Here is a 25,853-nt window from a genome sequence, read left to right on the forward strand (position 1 = left end):
GACGCGGTCTCTTGTAGGAGCTGGCTTGCCAGCGATGGTCGTCAACGATTACGCGGGTAAACCGGATAAACGCGGCGCACTTGAATCCATCGCCGGCAAGCCGGCTCCTACAGGTATTGCGTGTTTCGACCAGGACGCGGTCCCTTGTAGGAGCTGCGACGCGGCCGTATCAATGGAACGGAAAGATGTAGTTCATCCATGCGGCCATGCGCAGGAGGATCTTGCGCATCATCGCGATGTGATGGAAGTGCTGGCTGTACAGCGCCGCCTGGCCGTAGGCCCCGCCCGGCATCTGGGCGGCGTACTGGGCATAGTCGGGATCGGTGATCTCGATGATCACCGGGACCCGGCCGGCCGGTGGTGAACCGGTGAAGCCGATCAGCGTACCCGAGGGTTGAATCTGGCCTTCGGCGATGACCGACACGACGGTTTTGACCTTGCCTTCGAATACCTTGCCGGGGATGCCGTCAAACGCGACTTCAGCCTCGTCGCCTTCGGTCAGGCGCAACAGGCTGTTCTGGCGCATCCAGGCGGAGAAGTAATGCCCTTCGGCTGGAATGAACACCATTGACGGGCGCAGCGGCAATTTGGTCGCCATCATGCCCGGACGCAGCGAAACGTGGGTGACGAAGCCTTTGCTCGGCGCGCGGACCGTGGTGTTGTCGAGTTCGTACTGCGCGTTGTCCAGTTGTGCCTTCAGGTCGTCACTGCGAGCGACGATAATGTCCAGTTCCCGTTGGGTACTGAAATTTCGCTTGATCAGTTCGGTGATCCTTGCGCGATCGGCCTGGGCGGCAATCAGCTGTGCCTTGAGGGATTTCAGCCGGAACTCGAACGGCGCGGGGTCGATGCGAAACAGCACATCGCCTTTTTCCAGGGGCTGGTTGGTCTTCACCGGCACGTCGATCACCTGGCCGCTGACCACGGGGATCACCGGAACCGAGACGAAATAGGAACGCGCCACCTCGGAGTATGGGTGGTTGTAGTTCATCGTGAAAATCAGCGCACCGATGATCAGGATCCCGCCCAGCACCGCCGTGGGCACCGTCCATTTGTTCAGGGGGATGCGGAAGATCTTGAAGATGGCAACGCAGAATGCCGCATACGTCAGTATGAGTAAAAGATCCATGGCTTAGATGCCCTCGCCGCGATTGTCCGATGGCAGCTGGCCCGCCGACGCTTCGAGGCGCTCGATCCGCCCTTGCAGTGCGGCGACCTGTTGTTCCAGGTGAACCACATGGCTCTTGGGTGAGTGCCCGTCACTGAATCCCCAGCCCCGGTCCTCCCGATAGGCCATGGCCCAGATCCACAGGAACGGCCAGAGCGCGTGCAGGGTGAACAGGCTGACCCAGCCGGTGGCGTGGATCGCATCCTGGTGAGGGTGGTTGCGGTGGACGGCGATTTCATAGGGAATGTCGTGGAGCAGAATGATCCCGTAGAACAAGATGAGCCCGACAAAAATCAGCAGGCCCAGCGCAAAATAATCAAGCATGAATCACTCCTCTTGAAGCGGATAACGTGTGCGCATGAGTGTAGCCGTTCAATCTACACTTGACGGGGATGCGCATCGCCAGCCCGGGCAACCGGTGCCTGGCCCACGCGCCGGCCGCTATCGTGCAGGCAGCCCCGGGGGAGGTGAATTCATGCAAACCAATGGACAATTCGAGAGGGCGCCTGTGCTTGACCCTGTCGAGCGCATTACCGAGGTGATCTTCGGCCTGCTGATGGCCATGACGTTCACCGGCACCATCAGCGTGGCCACGGCAGACCAGGCCGCCGAACGCACGATGATGATCGCCGCCCTCGGTTGCAATCTCGCCTGGGGGCTGGCCGATGCGGTCATGTACCTGTTGCGCGCCCTGGTCGAGCGCACGCGCAGGATCAAGCTGTACCTGGCCTTGCGCAATGGTGCGGACGCTGCGGCCGGGCAGGCGCTGGTTGCGCAGGTGTTGCCGATGCAGTTCGCCACGGCGGCCGGCAGCGAGGGCCTGGAACTGTTGCGCCGGCGGCTGCTCGAGCAGCCGTCCTTGCCGGTCAGGGCAGGCCTGGGCTGGACCGACTTCAAGGGTGCTCTCGGGGTTTTCCTGCTGGTGGTGTGCTCGACTTTTCCGCTGGTGGTGCCGTTCATACTGCTCGATCAGACGGCACTCGCCATCCGGTTGTCCAACCTGGTCGGCCTTGTGGTGCTGTTCATCGCCGGCTGGATGCTCGCCGGTTACGCGGGCGCCAGGCAATGGCAGGGCGGGGTGATCATGGCCGCCACGGGGGCCGTGCTGATCCTTGCAATCATTGCGCTCGGTGGCTGACGACTGGTCATTATTCAACACACTAAAGACTCGTTCTCATTTACAATTGCCCTTCCATTTACCCGGGGCAGACTGATATGGATATTCTCGGCACTATCCATTTCTATTTACTCCAGTGGGTGATCGAACCGGTCACCCGGCAGTTCCTCGGCATTTTCGACTTCAACGGCAGACTCGGTCTATCCTTTCTCTGCATGTCTTACGGCATCGCTTATTGCCTGTTCCGCCTGCGTAAATCCCGGGGTTTGACCGACGCGCGCTCGTTCGGCCAGTTCATCGGCGGCTGCCGGGTGTACCTGCATCGCTCGGCGCTGCTCGACTACCGCTATTACTTCGTACTCGCCATCCTCAAGGTTGTCCTGGTGCTGCCCATCGTCGGCCTGGTCGATCCGTATGTCCTGCGTTCGGCGGATTACATCGGCTTCTTCACCAACCTGTGGGGGGCGCGCACGCAAGTGCAGGAGAACCTCGCGCTGACCCTGCTCTATGGGCTGGGGGTGTTCCTGGTCAAGGACTTCAGCCATTACTGGGGCCACCGCGCCTTTCATTCGCGCTACCTGTGGGCCTTCCACAAAGTCCATCATTCGGCGCCCGTGCTGGTGCCGGCGACGGCCAGCCGCGTGCACTTTCTCGAAGAGGTGGTGGAAAAGATCACGGACATCATCTGCGTCGGCGCATTTGCCGGCGTCTTCTGGTACTTCTGCGGGGGAGAGGTCAGCCGCTATACCCTGTTTGGGGTGACCTACATGGTGTTCATCTTCAACAGCCTGGCGGCCAACCTGCGCCACAGCCATGTCTGGCTGTCCTTCGGGCCGGTGCTCGAGCGGGTGATCAGCAGCCCGGCCCAACACCAGATCCATCACAGCGATGCGCCGCGACACTTCGACAAGAACTTCGGCATCAATCTGTCACTGTGGGACTGGATGTTCGGCACGCTCTACGTCACGCAGTCCAGGCCCGAGGTCATTCACTACGGTACCGGTGAGCAGGATCACGAGCGTTACCTGACGATGAAAGGTTTGATCGTCACGCCGTTTGTGGACATCGCCCGCCAGGTCCTCGCTGAAAAACGTCAGAAAGCACAAGCTGACAGAGGATCTGATCCGTATTTTTCAGCGCAATCTGCCTCTGTAACGGATACAGCTGCCAGCCCACAATAAGTCTTCGGTACGCCGCAGGGGCAGCGCATGACGCCCCTGTACCGCCAATTCATAGCGTGGGAGGCCGCATGGCCAAGATGACGATTTTTCTCGGCGGTTTTCTGTTGTTGACCATCCTGATCGGTATGCTCGCGACGATTCCACCGGCGTGATCACATCCGCCGGTTTTCCTCGACGGCCAGGCGCAGTTCGCGGTACGCCGTCACCAGTTGCTCAAGGCTGAAGCCACGATTTCTGCCGCTGGGGTTGGGCAAGACCCAGACCGCCGCATTGCCGAAGGTTTGCGCTTGCAGGCCCCAGGCGACCTCCCGCCGGCCGGACAGCGCGCCATACGCCGCCTTGCCCAGGAACGCCACGAAACGCGGGGCATGGCGGGCGATTTTCTGTTCGAAGTCGGCGCCAGCGGCGGTGAACTCGTGCAAAGACAACTGATCGGCGCTGGCCGTTGGCCGTTCGACCACTGCGGTCAATCCGCATCGATACTGCAAGATCGTTCGGTCGTCTTCCGGTTGCACCTGCTCGGGGGTAAACCCGGCGAGATGCAGCGTGCGCCAGAAGCGATTGCCGCGCCCGGCAAAATGGTGCCCCTGGGCAGCGGCAGTCATGCCAGGGTTGATGCCGCAGAAGATCACGGCCAACTGCCCGGCCAGAATATCCTCGAGTTTTTCACTCACCACAGATCACTCTGATTGCATTGCGCGCCAGCGCCGTCAGTTCGGCGCGGGACTTACCGGCCCGGGCACGTATGGAAATGCTGTGCAGCAAAGACGAGGCGAGCACGGCCAGGGCCGCCGGGTCGGCATCGCCTTTCAACTCGCCGGCCGTTTTCGCCGCTTGCAGGCGAACCTCCAGCTCGGCATCCAGCCGGCTCAAGCGGTCGGACAACACCTCACGAATCTGCGGGTCTTCGACGGCCTCGGTGGTGGCCGTGCCGATGGCGAAGCAACCGCGCGGCTGGCCGTCGCCCGAGAAATAAATCGACAGCTGTCCCTCGTAGAAACGCTGCAGGGCCTCGCTCAACGGCACGTCCAGGTCCGTCAGCGCCTCGTGCATCGCCGCCGCGGCGAACTCCCAATATTGTTCCAGCGCTTTGATATAGAGCGCGTGCTTGTCGCCGAAGGCCGCATAGAGGCTGGGCCGGTTCATGCCGGCGGCGGTGGCGATGCTGTCCAGGGACGCGCCGGAATAGCCGGTGTTCCAGAACACCCCGAGCGCCTGTTGCAACGCTGTCTGCGGGTCGTAGGCCCGAGGGCGGCCGCGGCCTTTACCCTCTGTCGGTTTATTTTGTGCCATGTCGTACAAAATCCTTGTGAAGAGCTGGGTCGAGGGATATTCTTACACCATCGCACAAAATTAAGGAATCAGAAATTCCTTGATCAGGGTTTGTTGTAGCCGAGCGCGAACTGAGTGTTGCGGCGACGAAACCGACGCGCTGGGAGCGATCCTCCCGACCGCGCACGGGCTTGCTTCCTTACTGCATCCATTCTCATCCGGGCCGCTGGCGCTTGTTGCCGATGCCGGCCCGAATACCCGGCTAAAGGTGAACTCGATCATGACCAAACAGTTCGATATCCCGGCTTCACAGACCTTCGAGCAGCCTGGCCCCAACCCGGTCGGCGCACCCACCGGAAAACCGCTGAAACTGCGGTTGCGACCCTGGTTGATGGTGGGCGTTCCCATCCTCTTCGCCGCGCTCGGCTATGCCCACCATGTGTCGGGCCTGGCGTATGTTTCAACCGATAACGCTTACGCCCGGGTGGCGAAGGCGTCGATCAATGCGCGGATCTCTGGGCAGGTGGTCGACATCGCCGTCGAGGACAACCAGCAGGTTCACAAGGGCCAGGTGCTGTTCCGGATCGACCCGAAACCCTTCCAGATCGCCGTCGACCGCGCACAGGCACAGCTCAGCGTGGCGCGCCTGCGTATCGACGGGCTCAAGGCCAGCTATCGCCAGCAGCAGGCGGAACTGCAGTCGGCGAAAGAGTCGGCCGACTTCGACCAGAAGGACTTTGCCCGCAAGAAAGCACTGGTCGCGACCGAGTTCGTTTCCAAATCGATTTACGAACGGGCCGACACCGACGTGAAGGTCGCGCGGCAGCGGATCGCGTCCATCGAGCAACAGATCGCCAGCACCGTGGTGGCCTTGAACGGCAACCCGAACATCGAGGCCGACAGTCACCCGACGGTGCGCGAGGCCAGGGCGCAGCTCGACGAAGCGCAGCTGTACCTCTCGTACACCACGGTGTATGCACCGCAGGACGGCATCGTGGCCAAGGTCGACGACCTGCAGGTGGGCAACCACGTGAACAGTGGTGCCCCGGCCTTTGCCCTGTTGTCCAGCCACGAGATCTGGATCGAGGCCAACTTCCGCGAGACCGACGTGGCCCACATGCGCCCGGGCCAGCAAGCCACCATCCGCATCGATACCTACCCGGATCGCGTGTTCAAGGCCCACGTCACCAGCATGAGCCCGGGGGCCGGCTCGGATTTCGCCCTGCTGCCGCCGGAAAATGCGACCGGCAACTGGGTCAAGGTGACGCAGCGGGTACCGGTGCGGCTTGAACTCGACGAACCGGACCCGGCGCTGCCGCTGTTCTCCGGGACCAGTGCCACGGTCAGGATCGACACCCAGTTTCAAAGCCCCTGGTGGCACCCGCTCAAGGCGTTGCTGACCGCAGGTAACTCCTGATGAACGCCCAATCGTTGGTAAGTCCCGGTGGGGAGGGTGCGCGCTCGCTGAGGTTCGCCGCCTTGCTGGCGACTTATATGCAGTCGGCCAACCTGCCGTTGCCGAACTCGGCACTGAGGTTGATTCAGGGCAGCCTGTCGATGACCGACGATCAGGCGGGGTGGATTTTCACCGCGTACCTGGCCGCCAGTGCGATCAGCATGCCAATCGCGCAGTGGCTGGCCGCACGCTTTGGCCTGAAGCTTGTGTATCAGACTGCACTGGCGTTGTTCGTGCTGGGCTTGTTGCTTGGCACGGCATCGACGACATCGCTGGAGTTCGTCGGCGCGCGCATCGTTCAAGGCCTCGCCAGTGGCGTACTGGCGCCGTTGTCGATGGCGATCGCCATGGAAACCTTGCCGGTGCACAAGCGTGCAACCTTTGGCGCGAGCTGGACCGCCATCGTGCTGTTCGGCATCGTCAGCGGCCCGAGCATCGGTGGCTGGATCGCCGAACACTTTGGCTGGCGGCCGATGTTCTACCTCAGCGTGCCGCTGTCGGCGTTCATCTTCCTGGTGGCGGCACTGCTGTTGACCGAGAAGAAAGCCGAGAAACCTCCGGCGTTCGATTTCTTCGGCTTCGGCACCTTCACCCTCGGCCTGATCAGCCTGCAAATGCTGCTCGACCGGGGTGAGCGCCTGGACTGGTTCGCCTCGCCGGAGATCTGGATCGAAGCCATGGCGTCGGCGCTGGGGATCTACCTGTTCGTGGTGCATGTGCTGACCTCGAAGGTGCATTTCCTCAACAAGCGCCTGCTCAAGGACCGCAACTTCGTGTTGTCGACGGTGATCTTTTTCGTCCTCGGTTTCGTGCTGTTGTCGACCATGGCCCTGACCTCGCCGATGCTCGACGAGATTCTCGGTTATCCGCCGGACACCACCGGCGCCTTGACCATTCCTCGTGGCATCGGCCTGGTCGGCGCCTTCCTGCTGATGGGGCGGTTGCCCGAGCGCTTCGACCGGCGCTTCTTCGTCGCGGCCGGTGTCGCCATCGTGATTTATGCCAACTGGATGATGCTCGGCTATTCGCCGCTGATGGACGAGTGGCCCGTGGCGGTCGCCGGTGCGGTCCAGGGCGCGGGCCTGGGCATCCTGATGCCGGCGGTGAGCAAAGTCGCCTTCAGCACCCTCGACCCGGCGCTGCGCCCGGAAGGCACCGGCCTGTTCAATCTGGCCCGGGTCTATGGCAGCACGCTGGGGGTGGCGATCGTGCAGCTGTTTTTCTTCAACAACACCCAGGCCATGCACATGGCGCTGGTGAGCAATCTGACGCCATATCGCGTCGCCACGCAGTCGCTGACCTCGGCGCCGTTGCAGGTGCTGGAAGGGCTCAACGAAATGATCACCGGCCAGGCTGCGTTCATCGCCGTGGTCGACCAGTTCAAGATCCTGCTCGTGGTGATGCTGATGGTGAGCCCGCTGGTGTTGTTTCTTCGCAAGCCCGTTGCGGCCAATTAGTTTTCGTGGAGTTCGCCAAATGAATGCTTATGCGCTGGTCCTCAACCGCTTTGTGCTGCAAACGAAATTCATGGGATTGTCGCTGCTTGCATGCCTCACCGCCTGCACCGTTGGCCCCGATTACCGGGCCCCGGCGGCGAGTGCGTCGCAGCACTATGACCGGCAAGCCGAGCAGCGCCTTGCTGACGGCAACCACCCACGCATCGACCTGGGCAAGAAGGTCAGTGGCGATTGGTGGTCTGCCTTGCGCTCGCCGAAACTCGACCAGGTGATGCGTCGCGCCATCGACGGCAACCTCGATCTGCTGGCCGCCGACGCGACGATCCGCCAGGCCGCGTCTTCGGTTGCGGCGGCGCAGGGGGCGCTGTATCCGCAGGTCGATTTCGCGGCCGTGGCCGGTCGGCAACGGCTGCACAACAGCAAGGAACCTTCGATCGCCAACTTCTATGCGATCGGGCCGCGGGTAGGGTTCGACCTTGATGTGTTCGGCGCCAACAAGCGGTTGGTCGAGCAGCAGCAGGCGTTCACCGAGCTGCAAGCTCACCGCTACGAAGCGGCGTACCTGACCCTGACCGGCAACGTCGCCAGCCAGGCGTTGCTGCTGGCCTCCGCCAACGCGCAGATCCAGGCCGTGGAGAAACTGCTGGCCAACGACACGCGCAACCTTGAGCTGGTACGCATGGCCCGCAGCAATGGCAGCGCCACGCAGATCGATGTGTCGCTGGCCGAGACCCGACTCGCCCAGGACCGCACGCTGTTGCCGCCCCTGGCTCAGCAGCGCGATGCCGCCCGGCATGCGCTGTCGATCCTGACGGGGAAGGGGCCGGCGGACTGGGTCGCTCCCGACTTCGAATTGAGCGAGTTTGTCCTGCCGTCGAACATGCCGGTGAGCCTGCCTTCGGAAATGGCCCACGACCGGCCGGATGTGCAGCAAGCCGAGGCGCAACTGCACATGGCCAGCGCGGCGGTGGGCGTGGCGACGGCGAATCTCTATCCCCACGTCACGCTTTCGGCGTCCCTGGCGCAGGCGGCTTCCGGCAACGGCGGCGCGGCACTCTGGGGTTTTGCTGCGGGGTTGGCTGGGCCGCTCTTCGATGGCGGAACGCTCAAAGCCGAACAACAGGCGGCCGTCGACGGCTACAAGGCGACGCTCGCCGGTTACCAGCAGACGGTCATCAGCTCGTTCGGCCAGGTCGCCGACACCTTGCAGGCGATCAACCATGACGCCGAGGAACACCTGGCCCAGACCGACGCCCTGCGCGCGGCCGACACCAGCCTGCAGTTGAACCGGCAAGCCTTTGCGCAAGGCGAGAACAGCATCCTTCAGGTGCTGGAAGCGGAGCGTGCTTATCAGCAGGCGCTGCTGGGACATATCCGCGTGAAAACCGCGCAGTACCTCGACACCGTGCAGCTGTTCATTGCGCTGGGCGGCAACTCGGTCGGTGCGTTCGAGCAACGCGTTGCCTCTGGCGACGGGCAGAAACCTTCGTATCAATAATGGCTGCGGCCTGGAGTAGACACATGACCTATGAAGCCTTTCACGACGGCCTGCGCGATACCCGCTTCCCGCTCAACCATGGCACGGTCGAGATGCCGGCAGTCGGTTTCGGCACCTTGTTCCGCGATCTTGCCACCACCACTGACGCGGTGAAGGAAGCGCTGGCCGCCGGTTTCCGCCATTTCGATTGCGCCGAGCGCTATCGCAACGAAGCGCAGGTCGGTGTGGCGCTGACGGACGTACTGGCGGCGGGCAAGATCCGCCGCGAAGAACTGTTCATCACCACCAAGCTGTGGAACACCAACCATCGCCCCGAGCGCGTCGAGCCTGCGTTTGAAGCCAGTTGCCAGCGCCTGCAAGTGGACTACATCGACTGCTACCTGATCCACACGCCGTTTGCCTTTCAACCCGGCGACAACCAGGACCCGCGGGACGAGCAGGGCAACGTCATCTACGACAAGGGCGTGACGCTGATCGAGACGTGGCGGGCACTGGAGCGGTTGGTGGATGAGGGGCGGGCGCGGTCCATCGGGGTGTCCGATATCACCTTGGAAGCGTTGAAGGCGTTGGTCGCTGAGGCGCGGATAAAACCGGCCGTGGTGCAGGTCGAGGCCCACCCTTATCTGCCGGAGTGGGAGCTGCTGGAATTCTGCAAGGAGCACGGGATCATCGTGCTGGCGTTTGCGCCGCTGGGGCATGGTATGGAGCCGAATGTGCTGCAAGACCCGGTGCTCACCGGCATCGCCCGCCGCCTGCAGAAAACCCCGGCTCAGGTCGCGTTGGCCTGGTCGGTACAGCGCGGCGTGGCGTTCCTGACCACCTCGGCCACGCCTAGCCATATCCGCGAAAATATCGATATCGCGACCTTGCCGCACAGGGCCATGATCGAGATCCAGCAAGACATCACAACCCGTATACGCTTCAACTCGGTGGTTGAAACCGGAGTGCCCGGATTCATTCCACGCAAGCCGTAGTGCCTGGCATCAGGGCGGTCCGTCACAGGGCCGCCTATCCCTTGAGGTGACACCGATGGATGTTTTGCAGACCCTGCGCTGTTTCACCGCGGTTGCCCAAAGCGGCAGCTTCACCGCGGCGGCGACGATGTTGGACACCACCACGACCAACGTATCCAAAGCCGTTTCCAGCCTGGAGGCCCGGCTGCAAACGCGCTTGATCAACCGCACCACCCGCCGCCTGGCGTTGACCGAAGCCGGCGTGCGCTACTTGCAGCGCTGCGAGCGGATACTCGAGGACATGCGCGAAGCCGATGCCGAGGCCGGCACGGCCCAGGTCATGCCCGCGGGCCGCCTGAAAATCCACGCCATGTCGGCCATCGGCAACCACTACGTGATCGGCGCCATCGCCCGCTACCGGGAAACCTACCCTTCGGTGCTGTTCGACCTGACCGTGACCAATCGCCTGCCGGATTTGCTGGAGGAGGGCTATGACATGTCGATCGTGCTGGCACGGGACCTGCCCGATTCCGGCTTCGTCGCCCAGCGGCTGGGTATCACCTACAGCATTCTCTGCGCGTCGCCGGCGTACCTGGCAAAACGCGGGGTTCCCGGCTCGCCCGGTGAACTCGACGGCCATGATTGCCTGCGCATCGTCAACACGGTCATGCCATCCGAGAACTGGGTGTTTGAAGGCCCGCAAGGGATAGAAACGTTCAGCACGCCGGTGTCGCCCTTTCACGTCAACACGGCGGACGCCATGACCTTCGCGATCAAGAACGGAATGGGCATTGGCATCCAGCCGATCGCGTCGGCCGTCGAGGGCCTGCGGGCGGGGACGCTGGTGCGGGTATTGCCGGAGTATCGGCTTGAAGAGTTGAACCTGTTTGCGATCTACGCTTCACGCAAGTTCGTCGATGCAAAAATAAAAACCTGGGTGGAATTCCTGAAGCATTCCATTCCCGGGTTGCTGGCGTCTGATGAAAAAATTGTCGGTGCAGCTGTGTAGCGATGTGGCTGGCGCCATACGCATGGAGTGTCGACCCTCCAGCGCCCGTACAGTGCTCACCCGTTCGAGCAACCGCTGCCCATCACTTGATACTCGATGGTACGGCGTTGACCCTGGGAATCTTCGTAGGTCATGCGCGCCGGAACCGGTCCGCATTCATTGGCGATTTCCGAGACTTCGATGACGCGTTTGATATCGAGCTTTGTGCCGTATGTGTAGGTTTCGACTGGTGCCTGGCTGGTTGCGGCAGTGGAGTGGTTGTCGTCTGCAAAGGCCTGGGTGCCGGTGGCGGCAAGCGTAAGCAAGAGTGCGATTTTCAGGAGTTTCATGATCTTTACCTCGGGGTTGGAGCGTTATTCCTGGAACGATTTTTCCCGCGTGAGTGGGTTGTGCCTGTTTGGCTTTACTCACTTGGGTAGAGCCAATGTTAGGTGTTTGGCGGGGGGGTAAAAATCGGTCGGCGGGATAAACACTGTTGCCGGATTGATCATGAATCGAGGGGGGCTTTTGGGGGGAGTCGGTCTTGAGTCTTCTCCCCCAGGTAGGTAGTTTCAAGGACTTGCCTACCCATTTGCATTTGACTTGACCAGTCATTTGCATCGGATTTGACCAGCATGCTTTATGGCTATGGCCGGCAGAGAACGACCCATAGCTACCCTTCGCGGCAGGCAGCTAACGGCCGATTCTGTTGAAAAAGTCGGATTTTGAGCTCGCCTGAACTCAGGCACGGCCGCCTCTGGAGAGCCTACTCACCACGTTGCGTGGTTTTTCGGCCCTTCGTTGACCTTTGCTGCTCGGTTATTGGGATAATTTGAGGTTTTTTGCTTCGTGCAGACGCACTTATCCCGTGAGCGGTGGCCCTTGAGAGGTCAGTTTGGCCAGCCGTCGCAGGTTCTGCACCGCGGCGGCCAGCGTGAACTCGTCGGTCGCGCCACTCATGCCACGTACCCGCAAGCGATCCAGTTTCAGGATGCGCTTGAGGTGAGCAAACAACATTTCGACCTTCTTACGCTCGTGGCGAGAGCGCTGATATGTCGGCGTCGCTGCGATGCGCCGAGCCACATCACGCGCGGCTTCATGGACGCCGCGAGCGATCTTGCGAAACGATGTGTTTAGGCAGCACTTGGCTTTCATCGGACAGGCAACGCAGTCGGTCTGCCGGGATCGGAAGATGATGGTGTTGGCTTTGGTGACGTGTGAGCGCTCGTTCTTGAAGGCTCGCCATTCGCTGCGCAATGCGTTGCAGACCGGGCAGCGGTATTCCTCAGTCTCTTCATCCCAGTGGAAATCGTTGCTCGAAAAACTGTCGTTCTTGCGCTCGGTTTTGTCCCACACCGTCACGTGCGGTTCGATGTCTTTTTCCTCCACCATCCAGGCCAGCATCGGCGCGGTGCCGTACGCGGTATCGCCGATGAGGCGTTCCGGCTTGATGTCGAACTGCGCTTCAACGCGAGAGATCATGGTCTTGGTGCTCTCGACCTCGGCCGTGCGATGAACCGGTGTGGGTTCCACATCCACGATGACGCCTTGCTCGGTATCGATCAGATAATTCGTGGAATAAGCTTAGAACGCTGGGCCGCCTGGAGCAGCGGTCCAGCGAGCCTGAGGATCCGTCAGCGAGAGTCGCTTCGGTAGCGTTTCGGGCCAAAGCCTCTTCATCAAGTGCCTCAAGGTACTCACGCACGGCGCGGGTGCTCAGGGCCGGATCGCCCCGGTTGACCTGTTCATCTCCCGGTACGCCGCGCTGCCGACTCGCATCCGCTGTGATGATGCTGGCGTCCACGGCAAAGCCTTCGCCATTGACCAGACCTGCGTCCATGCAGCGGCGCAGCACTTCATTGAACAACCAGCGAAACAGATTACTGTCCCGAAAACGGACATGTCGATTCTTGGAAAAGGTCGAGTGATTGGGGACTTCATCTTCAAGGCTTAACCGGCTGAACCAGCGATACGCCAGGTTCAAATGGGCCTCTTCGCACAACCGCCGCTCTGAGCGAATGCCGTAGCAATATCCCACGATCAGCATGCGAATCATCAATTCGGGATCAATCGACGGACGCCCAATCGGGCTATAGAAATCGGCGAGGTAATGGCGCAGATCGTTCAGATCGAGACACCGATCAATGCTGCGCAGACGGTGATTGGCGGGGATGTGATCTTTCAAGGTTGAACGACTAACACAGTCGCTCCTGCCCACTCGATAACTGTCCCATCATGTTGCGTGCTTGCCTGCTGGCCAATGCAGAGATTTTGCCGCAGGCCCGATGCAATCGGTGGTCAGAACGAATGCAAATGACAGGTCGAATGCAAGCGGGTGGTCAAGTGGAGTGCAATTTCGCAGTTAACATGAATACCACCCAGCAAAGCGCGCAACGCGGTGCTAGCTCGGCCGATCTGCCCGTTGTTGTGATTTGAAGCACCGACTTGCACTGAGAGGGTGAAAGAATATTTCACCCGTGGGCGGCTTATTCTCGAAATACACTGACCGATGCACAATGCTGAGTAATCAGGACGGAATGAACGAACATCATGCACAACATGCAGGAGTTATTAGGTCGCGTGACCCTGGACGAGCTGTCGGCCTTCGTGGCGGTAGTAGAAGCCCTCAGCTTCACAGATGCCGCCAAGGTCATAGGACGAGACGCCACGATCATCTCGCGAAGGATTGGGCAACTGGAAGAGCGACTCGGAATTCGACTTTTGTCCCGCACCACGCGGCGCGTCTCTCTAACTGAAGTTGGAACGCTTTACTATCAACGCGTACGTGCATTGTTAGATGAATTGGACAGTGCCGGCCAAGAGGCGAGTAACTTTGCGGCCAGTCCACAGGGATTGCTCCGGGTGTCACTCCCCGTCACCTTTGGACGCAGATGGGTGGCGCCATTGTTGCCGGCGTTCATCGCACAGCATCCAAAAATCCGGGTGGATGCGCGTTTTGCCGATCGCTACGTCGACGTAGTGGCGGAGGGGTTTGACGTGGCTATCCGCGTGGGAGTGTTGCGCGACAGCACGCTCGTCGCCAAGCAGATCGCTCCCTTTCGCAACCTGCTTTATGCATCCCCGAGCTATATCGCTTTGCGGGGGCAACCTCAGACGCCTGAAGCGTTGGCTGAACATGCCTGCCTGGGATTCAGTAGTCACTCAAGCTGGCCAGACTGGGTACTGAAAAACGGCAGTCAGCACCGGACGGTACGGCCAACTGGCCCGTTGATTTCGGACAATTCAGAGTCACTGCTTCAAGCGGCTGCCAACGGCGTCGGCATCATTCTTACTCCGGATTGGCTAGCGGGGCCCGCCGTTCGCAATGGTGAACTTGTGCCTGTCCTGCCGCAATGGCAGGGCTCGGAGAGTGGCGGGGTTTACGCGTTGATGCCGCCGGGGCGACTCGTTCCAACCAAAACACGCGTATTCGTCGACGAAATCACCCGCGCTATTCAGGCAGGTTGGGACCAGTAGAAAAATCAGCAGCCTTCTAAACCTAAGTACTCCGATACGCCGCAACAAGCGGCGTATTTTTGCGTTGAATAATTGATAAAAATTATTTGTGTTTATGAAAAATATATATTGATTTTTTTTACGATGGAGCCGCTTTAGCATAAATCCATCTTCAAAGAAGCTGTCGGACGGTAAGCGTGCTGTCCGACTTCATAAACCTATAAAAACTGCATTCGGAGTCCTGATGAGTCTTTCTCCTTTCCACCTGGCAATTCCTGTTTACGACCTGGCCGCTACGCGTACGTTCTACGGCGAAGTGTTTGGACTCTCCGAGGGGCGCTCCAGCACTCAATGGGTCGATTTTGATTTTTATGGTCATCAATTGGTCATCCACGAGCATCCAAAGACCGCGTCTCAAGAAAGCGTTCACAGCAATCCGGTTGACGGCCACGACGTACCGGTTCCCCACTTCGGCATCATTCTGGAGTGGGCGCAATGGGAAGCATTGGCTGAGCGCCTGAAGTCCTTCGGTACTGAGTTTGTTATCGAACCCTACATTCGGTTCAAAGGGCAGGTCGGTGAGCAAGCCACGATGTTCTTGTTCGACCCGTGTGGTAACGCGCTTGAGTTCAAAGCATTCAAGGATATGAGCCAGCTCTTCGCCAAGTAATAAATAACCTGGCGCACGAATATGGCGCCAGGAAACCCTAATGAGCTGGAAGCTCATGAATCTAGCTACTGCCCTCAAGCAGTCCTTTCATTCCAACAAAAAGGCTAGACATGAAACGTATCCCATTGGTTTGGCGAATTGTTGCTGGGCTTTTGCTCGGTGTGCTTGTCGGTTGGTACTTCAATACCCATCCACAAAATCAGGTCTGGGTCAGTACCGAAGTTCTTAAACCCCTTGGCGACATTTTCATTAAAATGATGAAGATGGTTGTTGTTCCCATTGTTTTCTGCTGCATGATCCTCGGTATTGCCGGTGGCGGCGATAACAAGTCCTTCGGACGCATGGGGGCCAAATCGCTGGCTTATTTCTTTGCGATTACCAGTTTGGCCATTGTCCTCGGCCTGTGTTTCGCCAACTTCTTCGAGCCTGGAAAAGGCACCGAAATTGCTGGCATCTCGCACAGTACATCGACGGTTAACATGGAGCCCTCGAAAGGCGCGCTGATTATTTTGCAGAACATTGTTCCCGATAACGTGATTGTGGCGATGTCGGAAGGAAAGTTGCTGTCAGTACTGTTTTTTGCCGTTCTCCTGGGAATGGCATTGAATACTCTGCCAAAAGCGAAAAGCGCACCGGTCATTTCTGTAATTCAAGGTTTGTCTGATGCGATGTTTAAGGTGGTCTCGTTTGTCATGGCTTATGCGCCGATCGGCGTATTCGGTATGATCGGTGCGACCGTCGCGACCTTTGGCTTTGCATCGTTGTTACCGTTGCTCAAATTGATTGGTGTGGTTTACCTCGCGCTGATTGCTTTTGCCTTGATTTTCCTTGGCGGCATTTGCTACCTGATTGGCGAAAACGTCTTCAAGTTGATCAAGTACTTCAGGGATGAGCTGATTCTGGCGTTCTCCAGTGCGGCGTCCGCGGCGGTCATGCCGCAGTTGATGAAAAAGTTGGAGAACTATGGCGTCCCTCAACGAATCGTCAGCTTTGTGGTTCCGGTGGGATATGCGTTCAATCTGGATGGCGCGTCCATCTTCCTCGGCGTAGCGACGATCTTTATCGCTCAGTTGTACGGCATCGACCTGTCGCTGACTCAGCAGATTCTGCTGGTGGTCACGATGGTATTGACGTCGAAGGGAGCCGCTGGAGTGCCTGGCTTTGCCATCATTATTCTGTCTGCCACCCTGGCATCTGCCGGGCTTCCTTTGGAAGGGGTCGCGTTGATCGCTGGTATCTTCAGAATTATCGACAGCGGGACGACAACGTTGAACGTGCTGGGTAATGCAATCGCCCCCTTGGTTATTGCCAAGTGGGAGAAGGCCAGTCTTGAACCTTCACGTGTCGAGCGAGTAGGGGAGCAAGCGTAACCTCCCTTTAAAAGAGTCTTTGGCGTGATCCACGCCGAGGGCTCTTTTTGTTCGTGCAGTACAGATAATAACTATTCCGCTTTTGCTGTTCTTCAGGCGCCGAGTTGTGCGGTTGTAATAGCTCAATCGCACACTCGGAGTCGCCAACGTTGCTGCCAATTATTAATAAAAAAACAGGTGGTTTATGTGCAAAAAATCTTTGCTCGACTTGGCACGTCGGTGTGCTTTGTTGAGCGCGCTGTGTGCGTCGTTCCTCACCGTAAGCGTTCCTCAGCTGGCGTCAGCAAGCCCTCTTTCTCAGTTGGACGCTTCTGCAGTAGCCGTACCAGACCGCTTGGCCGCGGACACGGCCAATGCCATCTTCGCCAAAGGCGGTAATGCCATTGATGCGGCAGTCGCCATTGCGTTTTCGCTGGCGGTGACCTACCCCGAGGCTGGAAATATCGGTGGTGGCGGGTTTATGACGGTTTACCACGAGGGCAAACCTTACTTCCTGGATTACCGTGAGCGTGCGCCGCTCAAGGCGACGCGAGACATGTTTGTCGATAGCAAAGGCCAAGTGATTGCGGCTGACAATCTTGACGGAAGTGTCATTGGCCACCGCGCGGTGGGCGTGCCAGGCACGGTATCTGGCATGTGGGAAGCTCATCAACGTTTTGGCAAACTCAAGTGGGCGGATCTGATCGCGCCAGCGATTCACTATGCGCATGAGGGTTTTGTCGTCGATGACACGTTAGCCAATCTGGCAGCGACCGAAAATGAAAAGCGATTCTCCGGTAAAACCAATTTCGCCGAGTACTTCGGCAAATTGCACGCGGGGTCAACATTCAAGCAGCCTGAGTTGGAGGCGGTGCTGAAGCGAATCGCCGCACAAGGGCCGGATGGCTTTTACACCGGCGAGACCGCCGAACTGATCGTCAGTGATATGGACGCTCATGGTGGTTTGATCAGTGAGGCGGATCTCAAGGGCTACAAGGCCGTCTGGCGAGAGCCGATACAGGCGAACTGGAATGGCTTTCAGATCGTCACGGCGCCGCCTCCCAGCTCCGGTGGTATTGCTCTGGTGCAGCTTTTGAAGATGAAGGAAGCGCGCCAAACGGATTTCCAGGGCGTCCCGCTTAATTCCGTCAGCTACATGCACCTGGTCGCTGAAATCGAGAAGCGCGTGTTTGCGGATCGCGCTCAATACTTGGGTGATCCTGATTTCTACAAAGTGCCGGTGGAGCAGTTGCTGGATGAAAAGTACTTGGCCAGCCGTGCAGCGCAGGTCAATGTTTCAGAGCCCTCGGACACCGCTAAAGTAGTCGCTGGTCTGAACATCGCCTCCCCGGAAAAGCCGCAAACCACTCACTTTTCAATCGTAGACAAATGGGGGAATGCGGTCTCTAACACTTATACTCTCAACGGATTCTTCGGCTCCGGTGTGGTCGCAAGCAAGACCGGCATTCTGCTCAACGACGAAATGGATGACTTCTCCGCCCTTGCGGGTGTGCCGAATCAGATGGGGGTTGTGGGCAATGACACCAACGCGATTGAGCCTGGAAAGCGTCCGTTGTCTTCGATGACGCCGACAATTTTCCTGAAGGACGGAAAAGTTGCTCTGGTCATTGGCACACCAGGCGGCTCGCGGATTTTTACCTCGATCTTTCAGGTGGTCAGCAACACCTATGACTTCCAGCTTCCATTGAAGGATGCAGTTGCAACGATGCGCTTCCATCACCAGTTGCTGCCGGCGAACACCATTTTCTGGGAGCCTTATGCCCCTATCTCCGGGCAGTTGGCAACCGACCTTGAAGCCAGGGGCTATAACCTGGCTGATCAGGGTTTTAACGGTGATGTCCAGGCGATCAAGGTCGAGGGTCGAGTCCCTGAGCCAGTTGCAGACCCGAGGGGAAGGGGCGTGACTTCGCTGGCGAAGTAATCGTTTGAAGCATGCGGCAGCCCGCTGTCGCATCGCCCGGCTCCTAGCCTGCACCCTTGCTGTGCAGGCTTCCTCATTTCACCGCTCTAACGCTTGGGTGTTTTTTCTCACCTGGCTCCCTCATTTATGTGATCCGCCATACCCCCCGTCGCTCAAGTCGTCCGCCCCCTGATACTTCCTTCTTTCTGTCACGCGCGATGAGGCGCGTTAGCCTGCAGCCGTGCTCGAAATTCGACTTTGTAGCAGCACACTGGACTCATCGCATACAATCAGACAATCTGTTCGGCGAAATGTATGATTCTGGGCTGCACACCAGCGTCTCCGATAGTTGCGTCAAGCCGAGTTTGAATTGTCATTTTTGTGAATAGCCTAATCAAGACGATATGAGGGAGAGTGCGTAGATGAGTGAATCAAGCCTCCAAGTCCCCAAGCGCGGCGCGACGCTGCGCTTGTTAGTAGAAGACAAGATTCGAGAAGCCATCTCCTCCGGTGTGCTTCGGCCTGGCCAGCGACTGGTCGAGCGTGAGCTTTGCGAGATGACTGGAGTCGGCCGTACATCCATTCGAGAAGCGTTACGACAGCTTGAGGCGGAAGGTCTGATTACCTGCAACCCCCACAAAGGGCCTTCTGTGAATAAAATCTCCTTGGAGGAAACGCGCCAGCTGTATGCGGTACGCGGACTTCTGGAAAGCTTCTCCGGGCAGGAATTCGCCTTGGTGGGTACGGATGCGCAGATCCGTCGCCTTGAGGAAGCTGCTGCGGTTTTCGAGTTTCGAGCTCAGCAATATTGGCAATACCCTGACCGGGACCTCGATAGTTTGAGGGCTGCGCGTGATGCGTTGCTTGAAGCCAAGACCCAGTTTTACGTCTGCTTGATGGAAGGCAGCAATAATATTTTCATCGTCCAGATGCTGACCACGTTACACAACCGGATCACATTGTTGCGCGCCACCTCCATGACCCAGCCCGGTCGCCTCCAGCACTCAGTCAAGGAAATCAAAGAGATCGTGACAGCGATCAAGTCGAGGGATGGTGCCAAGGCGGCAGAAGCGTGCCGAGCACACATCGAGTTGTCGGCCAGGGTTGCCATCAATTATTTGGAAAGCGTCGAGCAGGAAGATACCGCTATGTCTGATTGACAGATTGTCTGCAAATCTGGATATTCATCACGACGTGGTTGCGCCGTTTTTCTGCTGCCCGGTTGCCCGTAAACCGGTGCTTTGTGTGCTGCTTTCGGGGCAGGTAACGGAAGAGCGCGTGACCAGTTGAAATCGGTACGGCCCCGCTTGGGCTGTAAGACACTGACGTGATGACTCGTCACTGCAAGAGTGACGCAGGAGAAAAATAATGACTGCATTCATCAGTTTGAAAGAGAGGCTGGTTAACGCCTACCCCGACCTCGAACTGCGCCGGCTCGCCCCGGGCCTCTCAATAACCGTTGAGTTCAGCGTCGGATCGCAAAGCACTGGGCTCAGTGTTGCCGATGGTTATCTGTTCAAAGGCTTTTCCGGCCAGCCAGCCATCCGCATCGAGGCCGCCGAAGAGCAATGGGGGCATGTGCTGTGCGTACCGCCTGTCGCGACCTACCATAGTTTCACCGCTTTACAGATTGCCAATCCTGCTTTCGAAGTGAGCGGCGATTCGCAACTGATCGCCCAGGCGCGGCCGTTTCTTGAGCGCTTGTTCGAACTGATTACCCTGACTCCTGCGGCTCCAGCAATGTCCGTGCAGCGATCAATTTCGCAAATTCAAGGGCAGTATGCCGCTGTCAGCGTACTGGGGCAGAAATATGAGATTTATTACGAGGTAGCCGGGGAGGGCGTGCCCATCTTGTTCCTCCACACTGCCGGTGCAGACGGCCGCCAGTATTTTGGACAAATGGCCGATATCGAAATGGCTCGGCAATTTCGCATGTATGCGATCGACCTTCCATTTCACGGTAAATCGATGCCACCCCGCGACTGGGACGGTGCCCCTTATTTGCTGACAAGCGAATGCTACCAGCAATGGTGTACGGCGTTTATTGAGCAGGTGATAGGCACCCCCGCCATCGTCGTCGGTGGTTCGATGGGCGCCGCAATGTCCTTGGTGCTGGCAGCGGAGCACCCTGAACACCTGATCGGTGTTGTAGCGCTGGAGCCTCCTTTTCAGTCCCGTGGCCGCCGAAATCCCTATCAGAACCATGTGCAAGTACATGGGGGGCTACACAACGGCGCTTATGTTCGAGGCCTGATGAGTCCGACCAGTCCCATTGAGGATCGCCGTCGCGCCAGTTGGATTTATTCGCAGGGAGGACCTGGTGTCTACCCAGGCGATCTGGCGTTTTACAGTGATGAGTTCGATGGTGCCGAGACCGCGCCGCGGATCGATGCTGCGCGCACACCAGTCGCCCTGCTCTCAGGTAATTACGACTATTCCGCAACCCCCGCGGATGGCGCCAAACTAGCCCATTTGATTCCTGGGGCCTTGCACCTGGTCATGGAGGGGTTGGGGCACTTCCCCATGACGGAGCACCCGGATAACTTCCGGCCTTACCTGATGCAGGGGCTCGAACATGTAGTGAGTGAGGCCGAGCTGAAGGGGGCCTGAGTAAATACAGGAAAGCTGACCTCAAGCCCTCGGGTGGGTCAGTTTTCTGTTGTGGCAGATAACTTCGTAGACGAAAAAAAGCCCGGTTACTCACCGGGCCAAAGGTCACAGGTACAGGGTCAGTCGACCAAGTGGTTGCCAATTGAAGAACCGCCGTCCACGGTCAGGATGCTGCCGGTGGCAAAGCGAGAGCGGTCAGAAGCGAGGAACAGGAAGGCTTCTGCAATTTCCTCGGGCTTGCCCATTCGATTCATCACCGCCCGTGCCTCCAAGGCTGCACGCAACGCTTGCGGTGTTTCAGATTGAGCGAAGATCCGGTCGAAATAAGGGCTGTCGATGGTGCCGGGCGCTACGGCGTTCACGCGTATGCCATCCGCCGCATGATCCAGTGCCATCGCTCGCGTCAGCGCTGAAACGCCGCCTTTGGAGGCAACATAGGCCGTGCGGTTAGCAATGGCACTGGTGGCCGTATACGATGTGGTATTGATGATCGAGCCGGATTTCTGCCGGGCCATGATAGGTATGACATGCTTGGCGCACAGGAACATGCCTTTGAGGTTGACTGACATCAGTCGGTCCCAATCCTGCTCTTCAATGGTGACAACGTTCCCGGTCAGACCGAAGCCGGCGTTGTTGACCAGCACATCGATACGGCCGAAGCGGGCAACCGTCGTTTCGACTAACGCCTGCACCTCTGCATTGATTGCCACATTGCAGCCAATAGCGGTGGCACCAATCTCATCCGCGGTCGACTGTGCGGCCTCGACGTTCACATCGGCCACGATGACCGAGGCGCCATTCTTCGCAAATATCGTCGCGATGGCTTTGCCAATGCCGCTGGCTGCGCCAGTCACGATGCATACCTTGTTTTCTAATTCCATTGTCGTCATCCCCTGATCAAGTCACCGGTCCGGCCCATTTCTGGCGGAAGGAATCGTGCGTCAGCATTCGCGCATACCATGCCTTCACGTTGGGCAGGTCAGCCCGCGCAAAGTCCATGTTCAGCCAGCGGTGCCCATGCACGGCCCAGGCAATATCAGCGATGGTCATCTCGCTGCCACAGATGTAATCGTGCGCGCCGAGTCGGGCTTCTATCCAGTTCCACACTCTGCCAGCTTCCCGAATGGCTGTTTCCAGCGCTTGTGTGTCGCGCTTCTCCAATGGTGTGCGAATCAACTGAAAAAACACCACCGTTTGTGGACGGGTCAACTGAGTTTGCTGGCAGTCCAACCATTGGTCGACCACACCGCGTCTTTTCGGGTCCACGGGGTAGAGCGAGCTGTCGGGGGCATAGGCGTTGCACAAATAACGCAGCACAGCATTGCTTTCCCAAAGCGTGAAATCACCATCGACCAGTGTAGGAACGAGGCTGGTCGGGTTTTTGCTCCGATAGTCGTCTTCTTCAAGCCCGCCGAAGACGTTCCCGATATCGACCCGCTCGTAGTCAAGGCCCAGCTCGTCCATAAGCCAGACGACTTTCATGACATTGCTGGATTTCATGTGGCCAAACAGCGTGCGTGGCATGTCTGTGTCCTTTGTGGAATGAAATTCGAGATTCTTTATAAGTATCGTCAGACAATCTGTCAATCAGCCAAAATAGTTTTGACAGATTGTCTGACGATCTGTACGTTTGGATTCACATGACCCATGCGACTCCTTGGACGAGGCAGACATGAAAAAACAAGAACAAGAAACAGAGCTGGTTAACGACTTCAAACAAGCGATGCGTCGATTGACCTCGACGATTTCGCTGATTACCACCCGCCACCTCGGGCAGCCTTTCGGAATGGCTGCCACAGCTGTGCAGTCAGTGACTACTGATCCCGCAACAATTCTGGTCTGTGTTAACCGCTCGGCGTCCATCAGTGCTGCGCTGGAGGAGAGCGGGAGGTTCGCGGTCAATATGCTCCATCACTCCCATGTCGATCTCGTTCCGGTTTTCAGCGGCCAGTTGAAGGGCGAGGAGCGTTTCGAGCACGGTCAATGGATTGAAGAACACGGTGTACCTGTGCTGGTGGATGCCCAAGCCTCACTGGTGTGCGAGGTCAGTTCGGTCACAACCATCGGCTCGCACGACGTGATCTTTGGCAGAGTGCTGTGGGTCGATACACGCCCGGATATCTCCCCGTTGCTTTACGAAAACGGTGGCTTCGCAAGATCCGCGGCCATCAAATGATGCTGTTGTCTGGCGCTTTGGTTTCATCTCTTGAGCGGCATGCCGTCAGCGTTCAGTAGAGGTTGTTATGGTCTTTGCAACGATTGAAAACGCGTTAAAAGTGATTGCCTCTGGCGGGATGGTCATCGTGGTGGATGATGAGGGGCGTGAGAATGAAGGTGATGTCGTCATGGCCGCAGCGTTCGCGACGACAGAAGCGCTGACATTCATGGTGAGTCGGTGTCGAGGCATTGTGTGTGCGCCTATGCCAGAACCTGTCGCACGCCGTCTCGAATTACCTTTGATGGTGGAACGAAATACCGACTCCATGAAAACGGCATTTACCGTGTCGGTTGATCTCATCGCAGGGATTACCACCGGCGTTTCGGCTGCCGAGCGCGCGTTGACACTCCGAGCACTCGCCTCACCTGAAACCAAGGCTGAGTCGCTTGCCCGGCCTGGGCATATTTTTCCGCTCATTGCTCGCCAAGGTGGCGTTGAGAAACGTGCCGGTCACACCGAGGCTGCTGTGGATCTGGCTGAACTGGCAGGACTATCGCCGGTGGGCATCATCTGCGAGATCCTGAAGGACGACGGCAGCATGGCGCGTCGTGCGGACCTGGAGATTTTCGCGCGTGATAACGGACTCCTCATTATTTCGATTGCCGACTTAATTGCATGGAAAGCAAGGAAATCTCTTCAGTTTCAATATGTAAGACCTAGTCTGGTTGCATAAACCTACATGATTTTTTAAACCGTAAACCTCTAGCACGATGGCTGCTTACGTGGCCGTATGGTTACGAAGGTTATAACTCACCTCGAGGAAGATAGAATGAACAGTCAAGCCAAGATCACTTCACCCGACGGAAACCAACTTTCCGAGCGATTCCACGAAGGCCTTAAAACCCGTCGTGAAGTTTTGGGTGAGGCCTATGTCGATAGCTCTATCGCAAAGGCGACCGATTTTAACTGGCCGGTTCAGGAACTGGTAACCGAATATTGCTGGGATGCTATCTGGAATCGTCCGGGCCTGGATCGCCGCACGCGTTCATTCTTGAACCTGGGGATGATTTCCGCACTGAATCGTCCGCATGAATTGAAGTTGCATGTGCGCGGCGCTATTAATAACGGTTTGAGCAAAGAAGAAATCCGCGAGGTACTCCTTCAAGTGGCTATTTACTGCGGCGTGCCAGCGTCCATTGATGGCTTCCGATTGGCACAGGAAGTTTTCGACGATATGGGCGTTTAATCCAACGGCACTTCAACGTTTAAAAAAATAAAAAGAGGATTGCAAAATGGACATGCAGGAACGTTTTCACGAAACGGGTAACCCGATGTTCAACGATAACGCGCTTAAATTGGGCGTTTTCGGAACCAACTGTTCAAATGCCTGTGCTATTACGACTGCCGAGTCAACGTTTGAGCCCACATTTGAACACAACGTCAAAATCGCCAAGCAGCTTGAGGCGGCAGGCTGGGAGTGTATGGTGCCCATCGCTCGCTGGCGTGGATTTGGTGGGGAGACAAACTTCAACGGCAGTAACATGGAAACATTCACATGGGCAGCCGCCATGGCCGCAGTGACCACCAAACTGCAATTTTTCTCCACCACTCACGTACCGACCATTCACCCGATCGTTGCCGCAAAAATGGCGACCACGATTGACCATATTTCCAAGGGGCGTTTCGGCCTCAACCTGGTCACTGGATGGTTTACGCCGGAAATGGAAATGTTTGGCCGTGAAATGATGGAGCACGATCAGCGTTATGAATACGCTGATGAGTGGATGGACATCGTGGCGGGTCTCTGGGAACGCAATGGTGTCGACTACAATGGCGACTTCCATAAGACCAAAGACGCCGTGATGGAACCGAAGCCTTATAACAAGGCCGGTCGCCCGGTAATGATTTGCGCGGGATCGTCTGGCAAGGGACTGGATTTCACAGCGAAACACTGTGACTTCAACTTTGGTTTCATGCAAGACATGGAAAAGGGCGCTGCCTGGGTCAAGCATGTTAAAGAACTGGCTCGCTCAAAGTTTGGCCGAGAGTTGGGAACGTTTACCTCGTGCCCGGTCATTGTTCGCGAAACAGAAAAGGAAGCACGTGAATATTATGATTATTACGTGAAAGAGAAGGGAGACACGGTGGCGTGCGATAACCTCGCTGAGGTCTTGCAAGTACAGTCGCAAAATCACTCTCCGGAAATGTATCAGAAGTTCAAGGAGCGTTTTATCGCGGGTTGGGGGGGCTTCCCAATTGTAGGTTCTCCTGAGCAAGTCGCTCAAGGATTGATCGATCTGAAGAAGACAGGTGTCGACGGAACGCTGTTGACGATGGTCGATTATAATGAAGAACTTCCTTTCTTTAATGAACGGGTCATGCCCTTGCTTAAGCAGGCGGGTCTGCGACAGTAAAGTTATCGAAAGGTGTTTGCAGATTGCAAACACCTTTTGTGAGTAGTAGGTCAAGAATTTATTGTTGTGCGTGTGTGGTAATTGTGGCTCACATTTGCACGCGCGCATTCGTGTACTTTTAAAAAAAGGAGGCGATGCAGTAGTTTGCTGGTTTTGTATTGAGGTCAGGCGTCAATAATAAATAC

Annotated in this window: 24 protein-coding genes and 1 pseudogene; 17 read left to right on the top strand and 8 right to left on the bottom strand. The window is 57.7% G+C overall.

Annotated elements, in window-relative coordinates:
* Positions 1-169: 169 nt before the first annotated feature.
* Together EI969_RS12650 and EI969_RS12655 are read right to left on the bottom strand one after the other, a co-directional pair.
* Positions 170-1,129, bottom strand: a complete 960-nt coding sequence (locus EI969_RS12650) for an HlyD family secretion protein (protein WP_160388112.1) — start codon at positions 1,127-1,129, stop codon at positions 170-172.
* Between the two features lie 3 nt (positions 1,130-1,132).
* Positions 1,133-1,492, bottom strand: a complete 360-nt coding sequence (locus EI969_RS12655; RefSeq protein WP_160388113.1) for a DUF3302 domain-containing protein — start codon at positions 1,490-1,492, stop codon at positions 1,133-1,135.
* A 151-nt stretch (positions 1,493-1,643) separates the two neighbouring features.
* On the opposite strand from EI969_RS12655, the gene EI969_RS12660 reads away from it, so the two are divergent.
* Together EI969_RS12660 and EI969_RS12665 are read left to right on the top strand one after the other, a co-directional pair.
* Positions 1,644-2,306 carry a hypothetical protein gene (locus EI969_RS12660; protein WP_160388114.1) on the top strand — a complete coding sequence of 221 codons (663 nt, stop codon included), beginning with the start codon at positions 1,644-1,646 and terminating at the stop codon, positions 2,304-2,306.
* Between the two features lie 77 nt (positions 2,307-2,383).
* A complete protein-coding gene (locus EI969_RS12665; RefSeq protein ID WP_160388115.1) occupies positions 2,384-3,466 on the top strand; it encodes a sterol desaturase family protein in 1,083 nt (360 codons plus the stop codon).
* A gap of 152 nt (positions 3,467-3,618) precedes the next feature.
* On the opposite strand, the gene mug is transcribed toward EI969_RS12665, so the two are convergent.
* Together mug and EI969_RS12675 are read right to left on the bottom strand one after the other, a co-directional pair.
* Entirely contained in the window at positions 3,619-4,140 is a 522-nt protein-coding gene (gene mug, locus EI969_RS12670; RefSeq protein WP_160388116.1) for a G/U mismatch-specific DNA glycosylase, read from the bottom strand.
* The gene (locus EI969_RS12675; RefSeq protein WP_160388117.1) at positions 4,133-4,759 is read right to left on the bottom strand and encodes a TetR/AcrR family transcriptional regulator; all 627 of its coding nucleotides are present in this window, start codon (positions 4,757-4,759) and stop codon (positions 4,133-4,135) included. Before EI969_RS12675 ends, mug begins: the two co-directional genes overlap by 8 nt.
* 259 nt (positions 4,760-5,018) lie before the next feature.
* Between EI969_RS12675 and EI969_RS12680 the strand changes: the two genes are divergently transcribed.
* The 5 genes from EI969_RS12680 to EI969_RS12700 are packed head-to-tail and all read left to right on the top strand — an operon-like array spanning position 5,019 to position 11,111.
* The gene (locus EI969_RS12680) at positions 5,019-6,155 is read left to right on the top strand and encodes an HlyD family secretion protein (protein WP_160388118.1); all 1,137 of its coding nucleotides are present in this window, start codon (positions 5,019-5,021) and stop codon (positions 6,153-6,155) included.
* On the top strand, positions 6,155-7,651 hold the full coding sequence (locus tag EI969_RS12685) for a DHA2 family efflux MFS transporter permease subunit (protein WP_160388119.1): 1,497 nt from the start codon (positions 6,155-6,157) through the stop codon (positions 7,649-7,651). Before EI969_RS12680 ends, EI969_RS12685 begins: the two co-directional genes overlap by 1 nt.
* Before the next feature lie 19 nt (positions 7,652-7,670).
* The gene (locus EI969_RS12690) at positions 7,671-9,149 is read left to right on the top strand and encodes an efflux transporter outer membrane subunit (RefSeq protein WP_160388120.1); all 1,479 of its coding nucleotides are present in this window, start codon (positions 7,671-7,673) and stop codon (positions 9,147-9,149) included.
* Positions 9,150-9,172: 23 nt separating this feature from the next.
* Complete coding sequence (locus EI969_RS12695) at positions 9,173-10,123, top strand: aldo/keto reductase (protein WP_160388121.1); 951 nt, start codon at positions 9,173-9,175, stop codon at positions 10,121-10,123.
* Between the two features lie 55 nt (positions 10,124-10,178).
* Positions 10,179-11,111, top strand: a complete 933-nt coding sequence (locus tag EI969_RS12700; RefSeq protein WP_160388122.1) for a LysR family transcriptional regulator — start codon at positions 10,179-10,181, stop codon at positions 11,109-11,111.
* 56 nt (positions 11,112-11,167) lie between these two features.
* On the opposite strand, the gene EI969_RS12705 is transcribed toward EI969_RS12700, so the two are convergent.
* Together EI969_RS12705 and EI969_RS12710 are read right to left on the bottom strand one after the other, a co-directional pair.
* Positions 11,168-11,440, bottom strand: a complete 273-nt coding sequence (locus EI969_RS12705; protein ID WP_160388123.1) for a DUF2790 domain-containing protein — start codon at positions 11,438-11,440, stop codon at positions 11,168-11,170.
* Positions 11,441-11,951: 511 nt separating this feature from the next.
* Positions 11,952-13,327 (bottom strand): annotated as a pseudogene (locus tag EI969_RS12710) (transposase).
* Between the two features lie 313 nt (positions 13,328-13,640).
* On the opposite strand from EI969_RS12710, the gene EI969_RS12715 reads away from it, so the two are divergent.
* The 6 genes from EI969_RS12715 to EI969_RS12740 all read left to right on the top strand — a co-directional run bounded on the left by EI969_RS12715 (position 13,641) and on the right by EI969_RS12740 (position 21,096).
* Positions 13,641-14,567 carry a LysR family transcriptional regulator gene (locus EI969_RS12715; protein WP_160388124.1) on the top strand — a complete coding sequence of 309 codons (927 nt, stop codon included), beginning with the start codon at positions 13,641-13,643 and terminating at the stop codon, positions 14,565-14,567.
* Between the two features lie 223 nt (positions 14,568-14,790).
* Positions 14,791-15,216, top strand: a complete 426-nt coding sequence (locus EI969_RS12720) for a VOC family protein (RefSeq protein WP_154863206.1) — start codon at positions 14,791-14,793, stop codon at positions 15,214-15,216.
* A 110-nt stretch (positions 15,217-15,326) separates the two neighbouring features.
* Positions 15,327-16,586, top strand: a complete 1,260-nt coding sequence (locus EI969_RS12725; protein WP_160388125.1) for a cation:dicarboxylate symporter family transporter — start codon at positions 15,327-15,329, stop codon at positions 16,584-16,586.
* A gap of 184 nt (positions 16,587-16,770) precedes the next feature.
* Positions 16,771-18,507, top strand: coding sequence for a gamma-glutamyltransferase (gene ggt / locus EI969_RS12730; RefSeq protein ID WP_160388126.1), 1,737 nt, complete (start codon positions 16,771-16,773; stop codon positions 18,505-18,507).
* 401 nt (positions 18,508-18,908) lie between these two features.
* Positions 18,909-19,646: a GntR family transcriptional regulator gene (locus EI969_RS12735; RefSeq protein WP_160388127.1), complete on the top strand. Its 738-nt coding sequence runs from the start codon at positions 18,909-18,911 to the stop codon at positions 19,644-19,646.
* A gap of 208 nt (positions 19,647-19,854) precedes the next feature.
* Entirely contained in the window at positions 19,855-21,096 is a 1,242-nt protein-coding gene (locus EI969_RS12740) for an alpha/beta fold hydrolase (protein WP_160388128.1), read from the top strand.
* 119 nt (positions 21,097-21,215) lie between these two features.
* Here the strand turns inward: EI969_RS12740 and EI969_RS12745 are convergent, their stop codons facing one another.
* Complete coding sequence (locus EI969_RS12745; protein ID WP_160388129.1) at positions 21,216-21,977, bottom strand: SDR family oxidoreductase; 762 nt, start codon at positions 21,975-21,977, stop codon at positions 21,216-21,218.
* A 16-nt stretch (positions 21,978-21,993) separates the two neighbouring features.
* Positions 21,994-22,620 carry a glutathione S-transferase family protein gene (locus EI969_RS12750; protein WP_160388130.1) on the bottom strand — a complete coding sequence of 209 codons (627 nt, stop codon included), beginning with the start codon at positions 22,618-22,620 and terminating at the stop codon, positions 21,994-21,996.
* A gap of 148 nt (positions 22,621-22,768) precedes the next feature.
* Between EI969_RS12750 and EI969_RS12755 the strand changes: the two genes are divergently transcribed.
* The 4 genes from EI969_RS12755 to EI969_RS12770 all read left to right on the top strand — a co-directional run bounded on the left by EI969_RS12755 (position 22,769) and on the right by EI969_RS12770 (position 25,668).
* The gene (locus tag EI969_RS12755) at positions 22,769-23,272 is read left to right on the top strand and encodes a flavin reductase family protein (RefSeq protein ID WP_160388131.1); all 504 of its coding nucleotides are present in this window, start codon (positions 22,769-22,771) and stop codon (positions 23,270-23,272) included.
* 67 nt (positions 23,273-23,339) lie between these two features.
* Positions 23,340-23,987: a 3,4-dihydroxy-2-butanone-4-phosphate synthase gene (gene ribB, locus EI969_RS12760; protein ID WP_160388132.1), complete on the top strand. Its 648-nt coding sequence runs from the start codon at positions 23,340-23,342 to the stop codon at positions 23,985-23,987.
* A 96-nt stretch (positions 23,988-24,083) separates the two neighbouring features.
* Entirely contained in the window at positions 24,084-24,500 is a 417-nt protein-coding gene (locus tag EI969_RS12765; RefSeq protein ID WP_154863223.1) for a carboxymuconolactone decarboxylase family protein, read from the top strand.
* 46 nt (positions 24,501-24,546) lie between these two features.
* Positions 24,547-25,668 (top strand): LLM class flavin-dependent oxidoreductase, encoded by a 1,122-nt coding sequence (locus EI969_RS12770; RefSeq protein ID WP_160388133.1) that lies wholly within the window; start codon positions 24,547-24,549, stop codon positions 25,666-25,668.
* The last annotated feature ends 185 nt before the right edge of the window (positions 25,669-25,853 follow it).

Origin of the sequence: Pseudomonas sp. PB101, assembly GCF_009764265.1 — a bacterium.
Lineage (GTDB): Bacteria > Pseudomonadota > Gammaproteobacteria > Pseudomonadales > Pseudomonadaceae > Aquipseudomonas.

Bases quoted from the DNA above. Each gene is read 5' to 3' on its own strand.
- EI969_RS12650 (WP_160388112.1), bottom strand. From the start codon at position 1,129: ATGGATCTTTTACTCATACTGACGTATGCGGCATTCTGCGTTGCCATC.
- EI969_RS12655 (WP_160388113.1), bottom strand. From the start codon at position 1,492: ATGCTTGATTATTTTGCGCTGGGCCTGCTGATTTTTGTCGGGCTCATC.
- EI969_RS12660 (WP_160388114.1), top strand. From the start codon at position 1,644: ATGCAAACCAATGGACAATTCGAGAGGGCGCCTGTGCTTGACCCTGTC.
- EI969_RS12665 (WP_160388115.1), top strand. From the start codon at position 2,384: ATGGATATTCTCGGCACTATCCATTTCTATTTACTCCAGTGGGTGATC.
- EI969_RS12675 (WP_160388117.1), bottom strand. From the start codon at position 4,759: ATGGCACAAAATAAACCGACAGAGGGTAAAGGCCGCGGCCGCCCTCGG.
- EI969_RS12680 (WP_160388118.1), top strand. From the start codon at position 5,019: ATGACCAAACAGTTCGATATCCCGGCTTCACAGACCTTCGAGCAGCCT.
- EI969_RS12685 (WP_160388119.1), top strand. From the start codon at position 6,155: ATGAACGCCCAATCGTTGGTAAGTCCCGGTGGGGAGGGTGCGCGCTCG.
- EI969_RS12690 (WP_160388120.1), top strand. From the start codon at position 7,671: ATGAATGCTTATGCGCTGGTCCTCAACCGCTTTGTGCTGCAAACGAAA.
- EI969_RS12695 (WP_160388121.1), top strand. From the start codon at position 9,173: ATGACCTATGAAGCCTTTCACGACGGCCTGCGCGATACCCGCTTCCCG.
- EI969_RS12700 (WP_160388122.1), top strand. From the start codon at position 10,179: ATGGATGTTTTGCAGACCCTGCGCTGTTTCACCGCGGTTGCCCAAAGC.
- EI969_RS12705 (WP_160388123.1), bottom strand. From the start codon at position 11,440: ATGAAACTCCTGAAAATCGCACTCTTGCTTACGCTTGCCGCCACCGGC.
- EI969_RS12715 (WP_160388124.1), top strand. From the start codon at position 13,641: ATGCACAACATGCAGGAGTTATTAGGTCGCGTGACCCTGGACGAGCTG.
- EI969_RS12720 (WP_154863206.1), top strand. From the start codon at position 14,791: ATGAGTCTTTCTCCTTTCCACCTGGCAATTCCTGTTTACGACCTGGCC.
- EI969_RS12725 (WP_160388125.1), top strand. From the start codon at position 15,327: ATGAAACGTATCCCATTGGTTTGGCGAATTGTTGCTGGGCTTTTGCTC.
- ggt (WP_160388126.1), top strand. From the start codon at position 16,771: ATGTGCAAAAAATCTTTGCTCGACTTGGCACGTCGGTGTGCTTTGTTG.
- EI969_RS12735 (WP_160388127.1), top strand. From the start codon at position 18,909: ATGAGTGAATCAAGCCTCCAAGTCCCCAAGCGCGGCGCGACGCTGCGC.
- EI969_RS12740 (WP_160388128.1), top strand. From the start codon at position 19,855: ATGACTGCATTCATCAGTTTGAAAGAGAGGCTGGTTAACGCCTACCCC.
- EI969_RS12745 (WP_160388129.1), bottom strand. From the start codon at position 21,977: ATGGAATTAGAAAACAAGGTATGCATCGTGACTGGCGCAGCCAGCGGC.
- EI969_RS12750 (WP_160388130.1), bottom strand. From the start codon at position 22,620: ATGCCACGCACGCTGTTTGGCCACATGAAATCCAGCAATGTCATGAAA.
- EI969_RS12755 (WP_160388131.1), top strand. From the start codon at position 22,769: ATGAAAAAACAAGAACAAGAAACAGAGCTGGTTAACGACTTCAAACAA.
- ribB (WP_160388132.1), top strand. From the start codon at position 23,340: ATGGTCTTTGCAACGATTGAAAACGCGTTAAAAGTGATTGCCTCTGGC.
- EI969_RS12765 (WP_154863223.1), top strand. From the start codon at position 24,084: ATGAACAGTCAAGCCAAGATCACTTCACCCGACGGAAACCAACTTTCC.
- EI969_RS12770 (WP_160388133.1), top strand. From the start codon at position 24,547: ATGGACATGCAGGAACGTTTTCACGAAACGGGTAACCCGATGTTCAAC.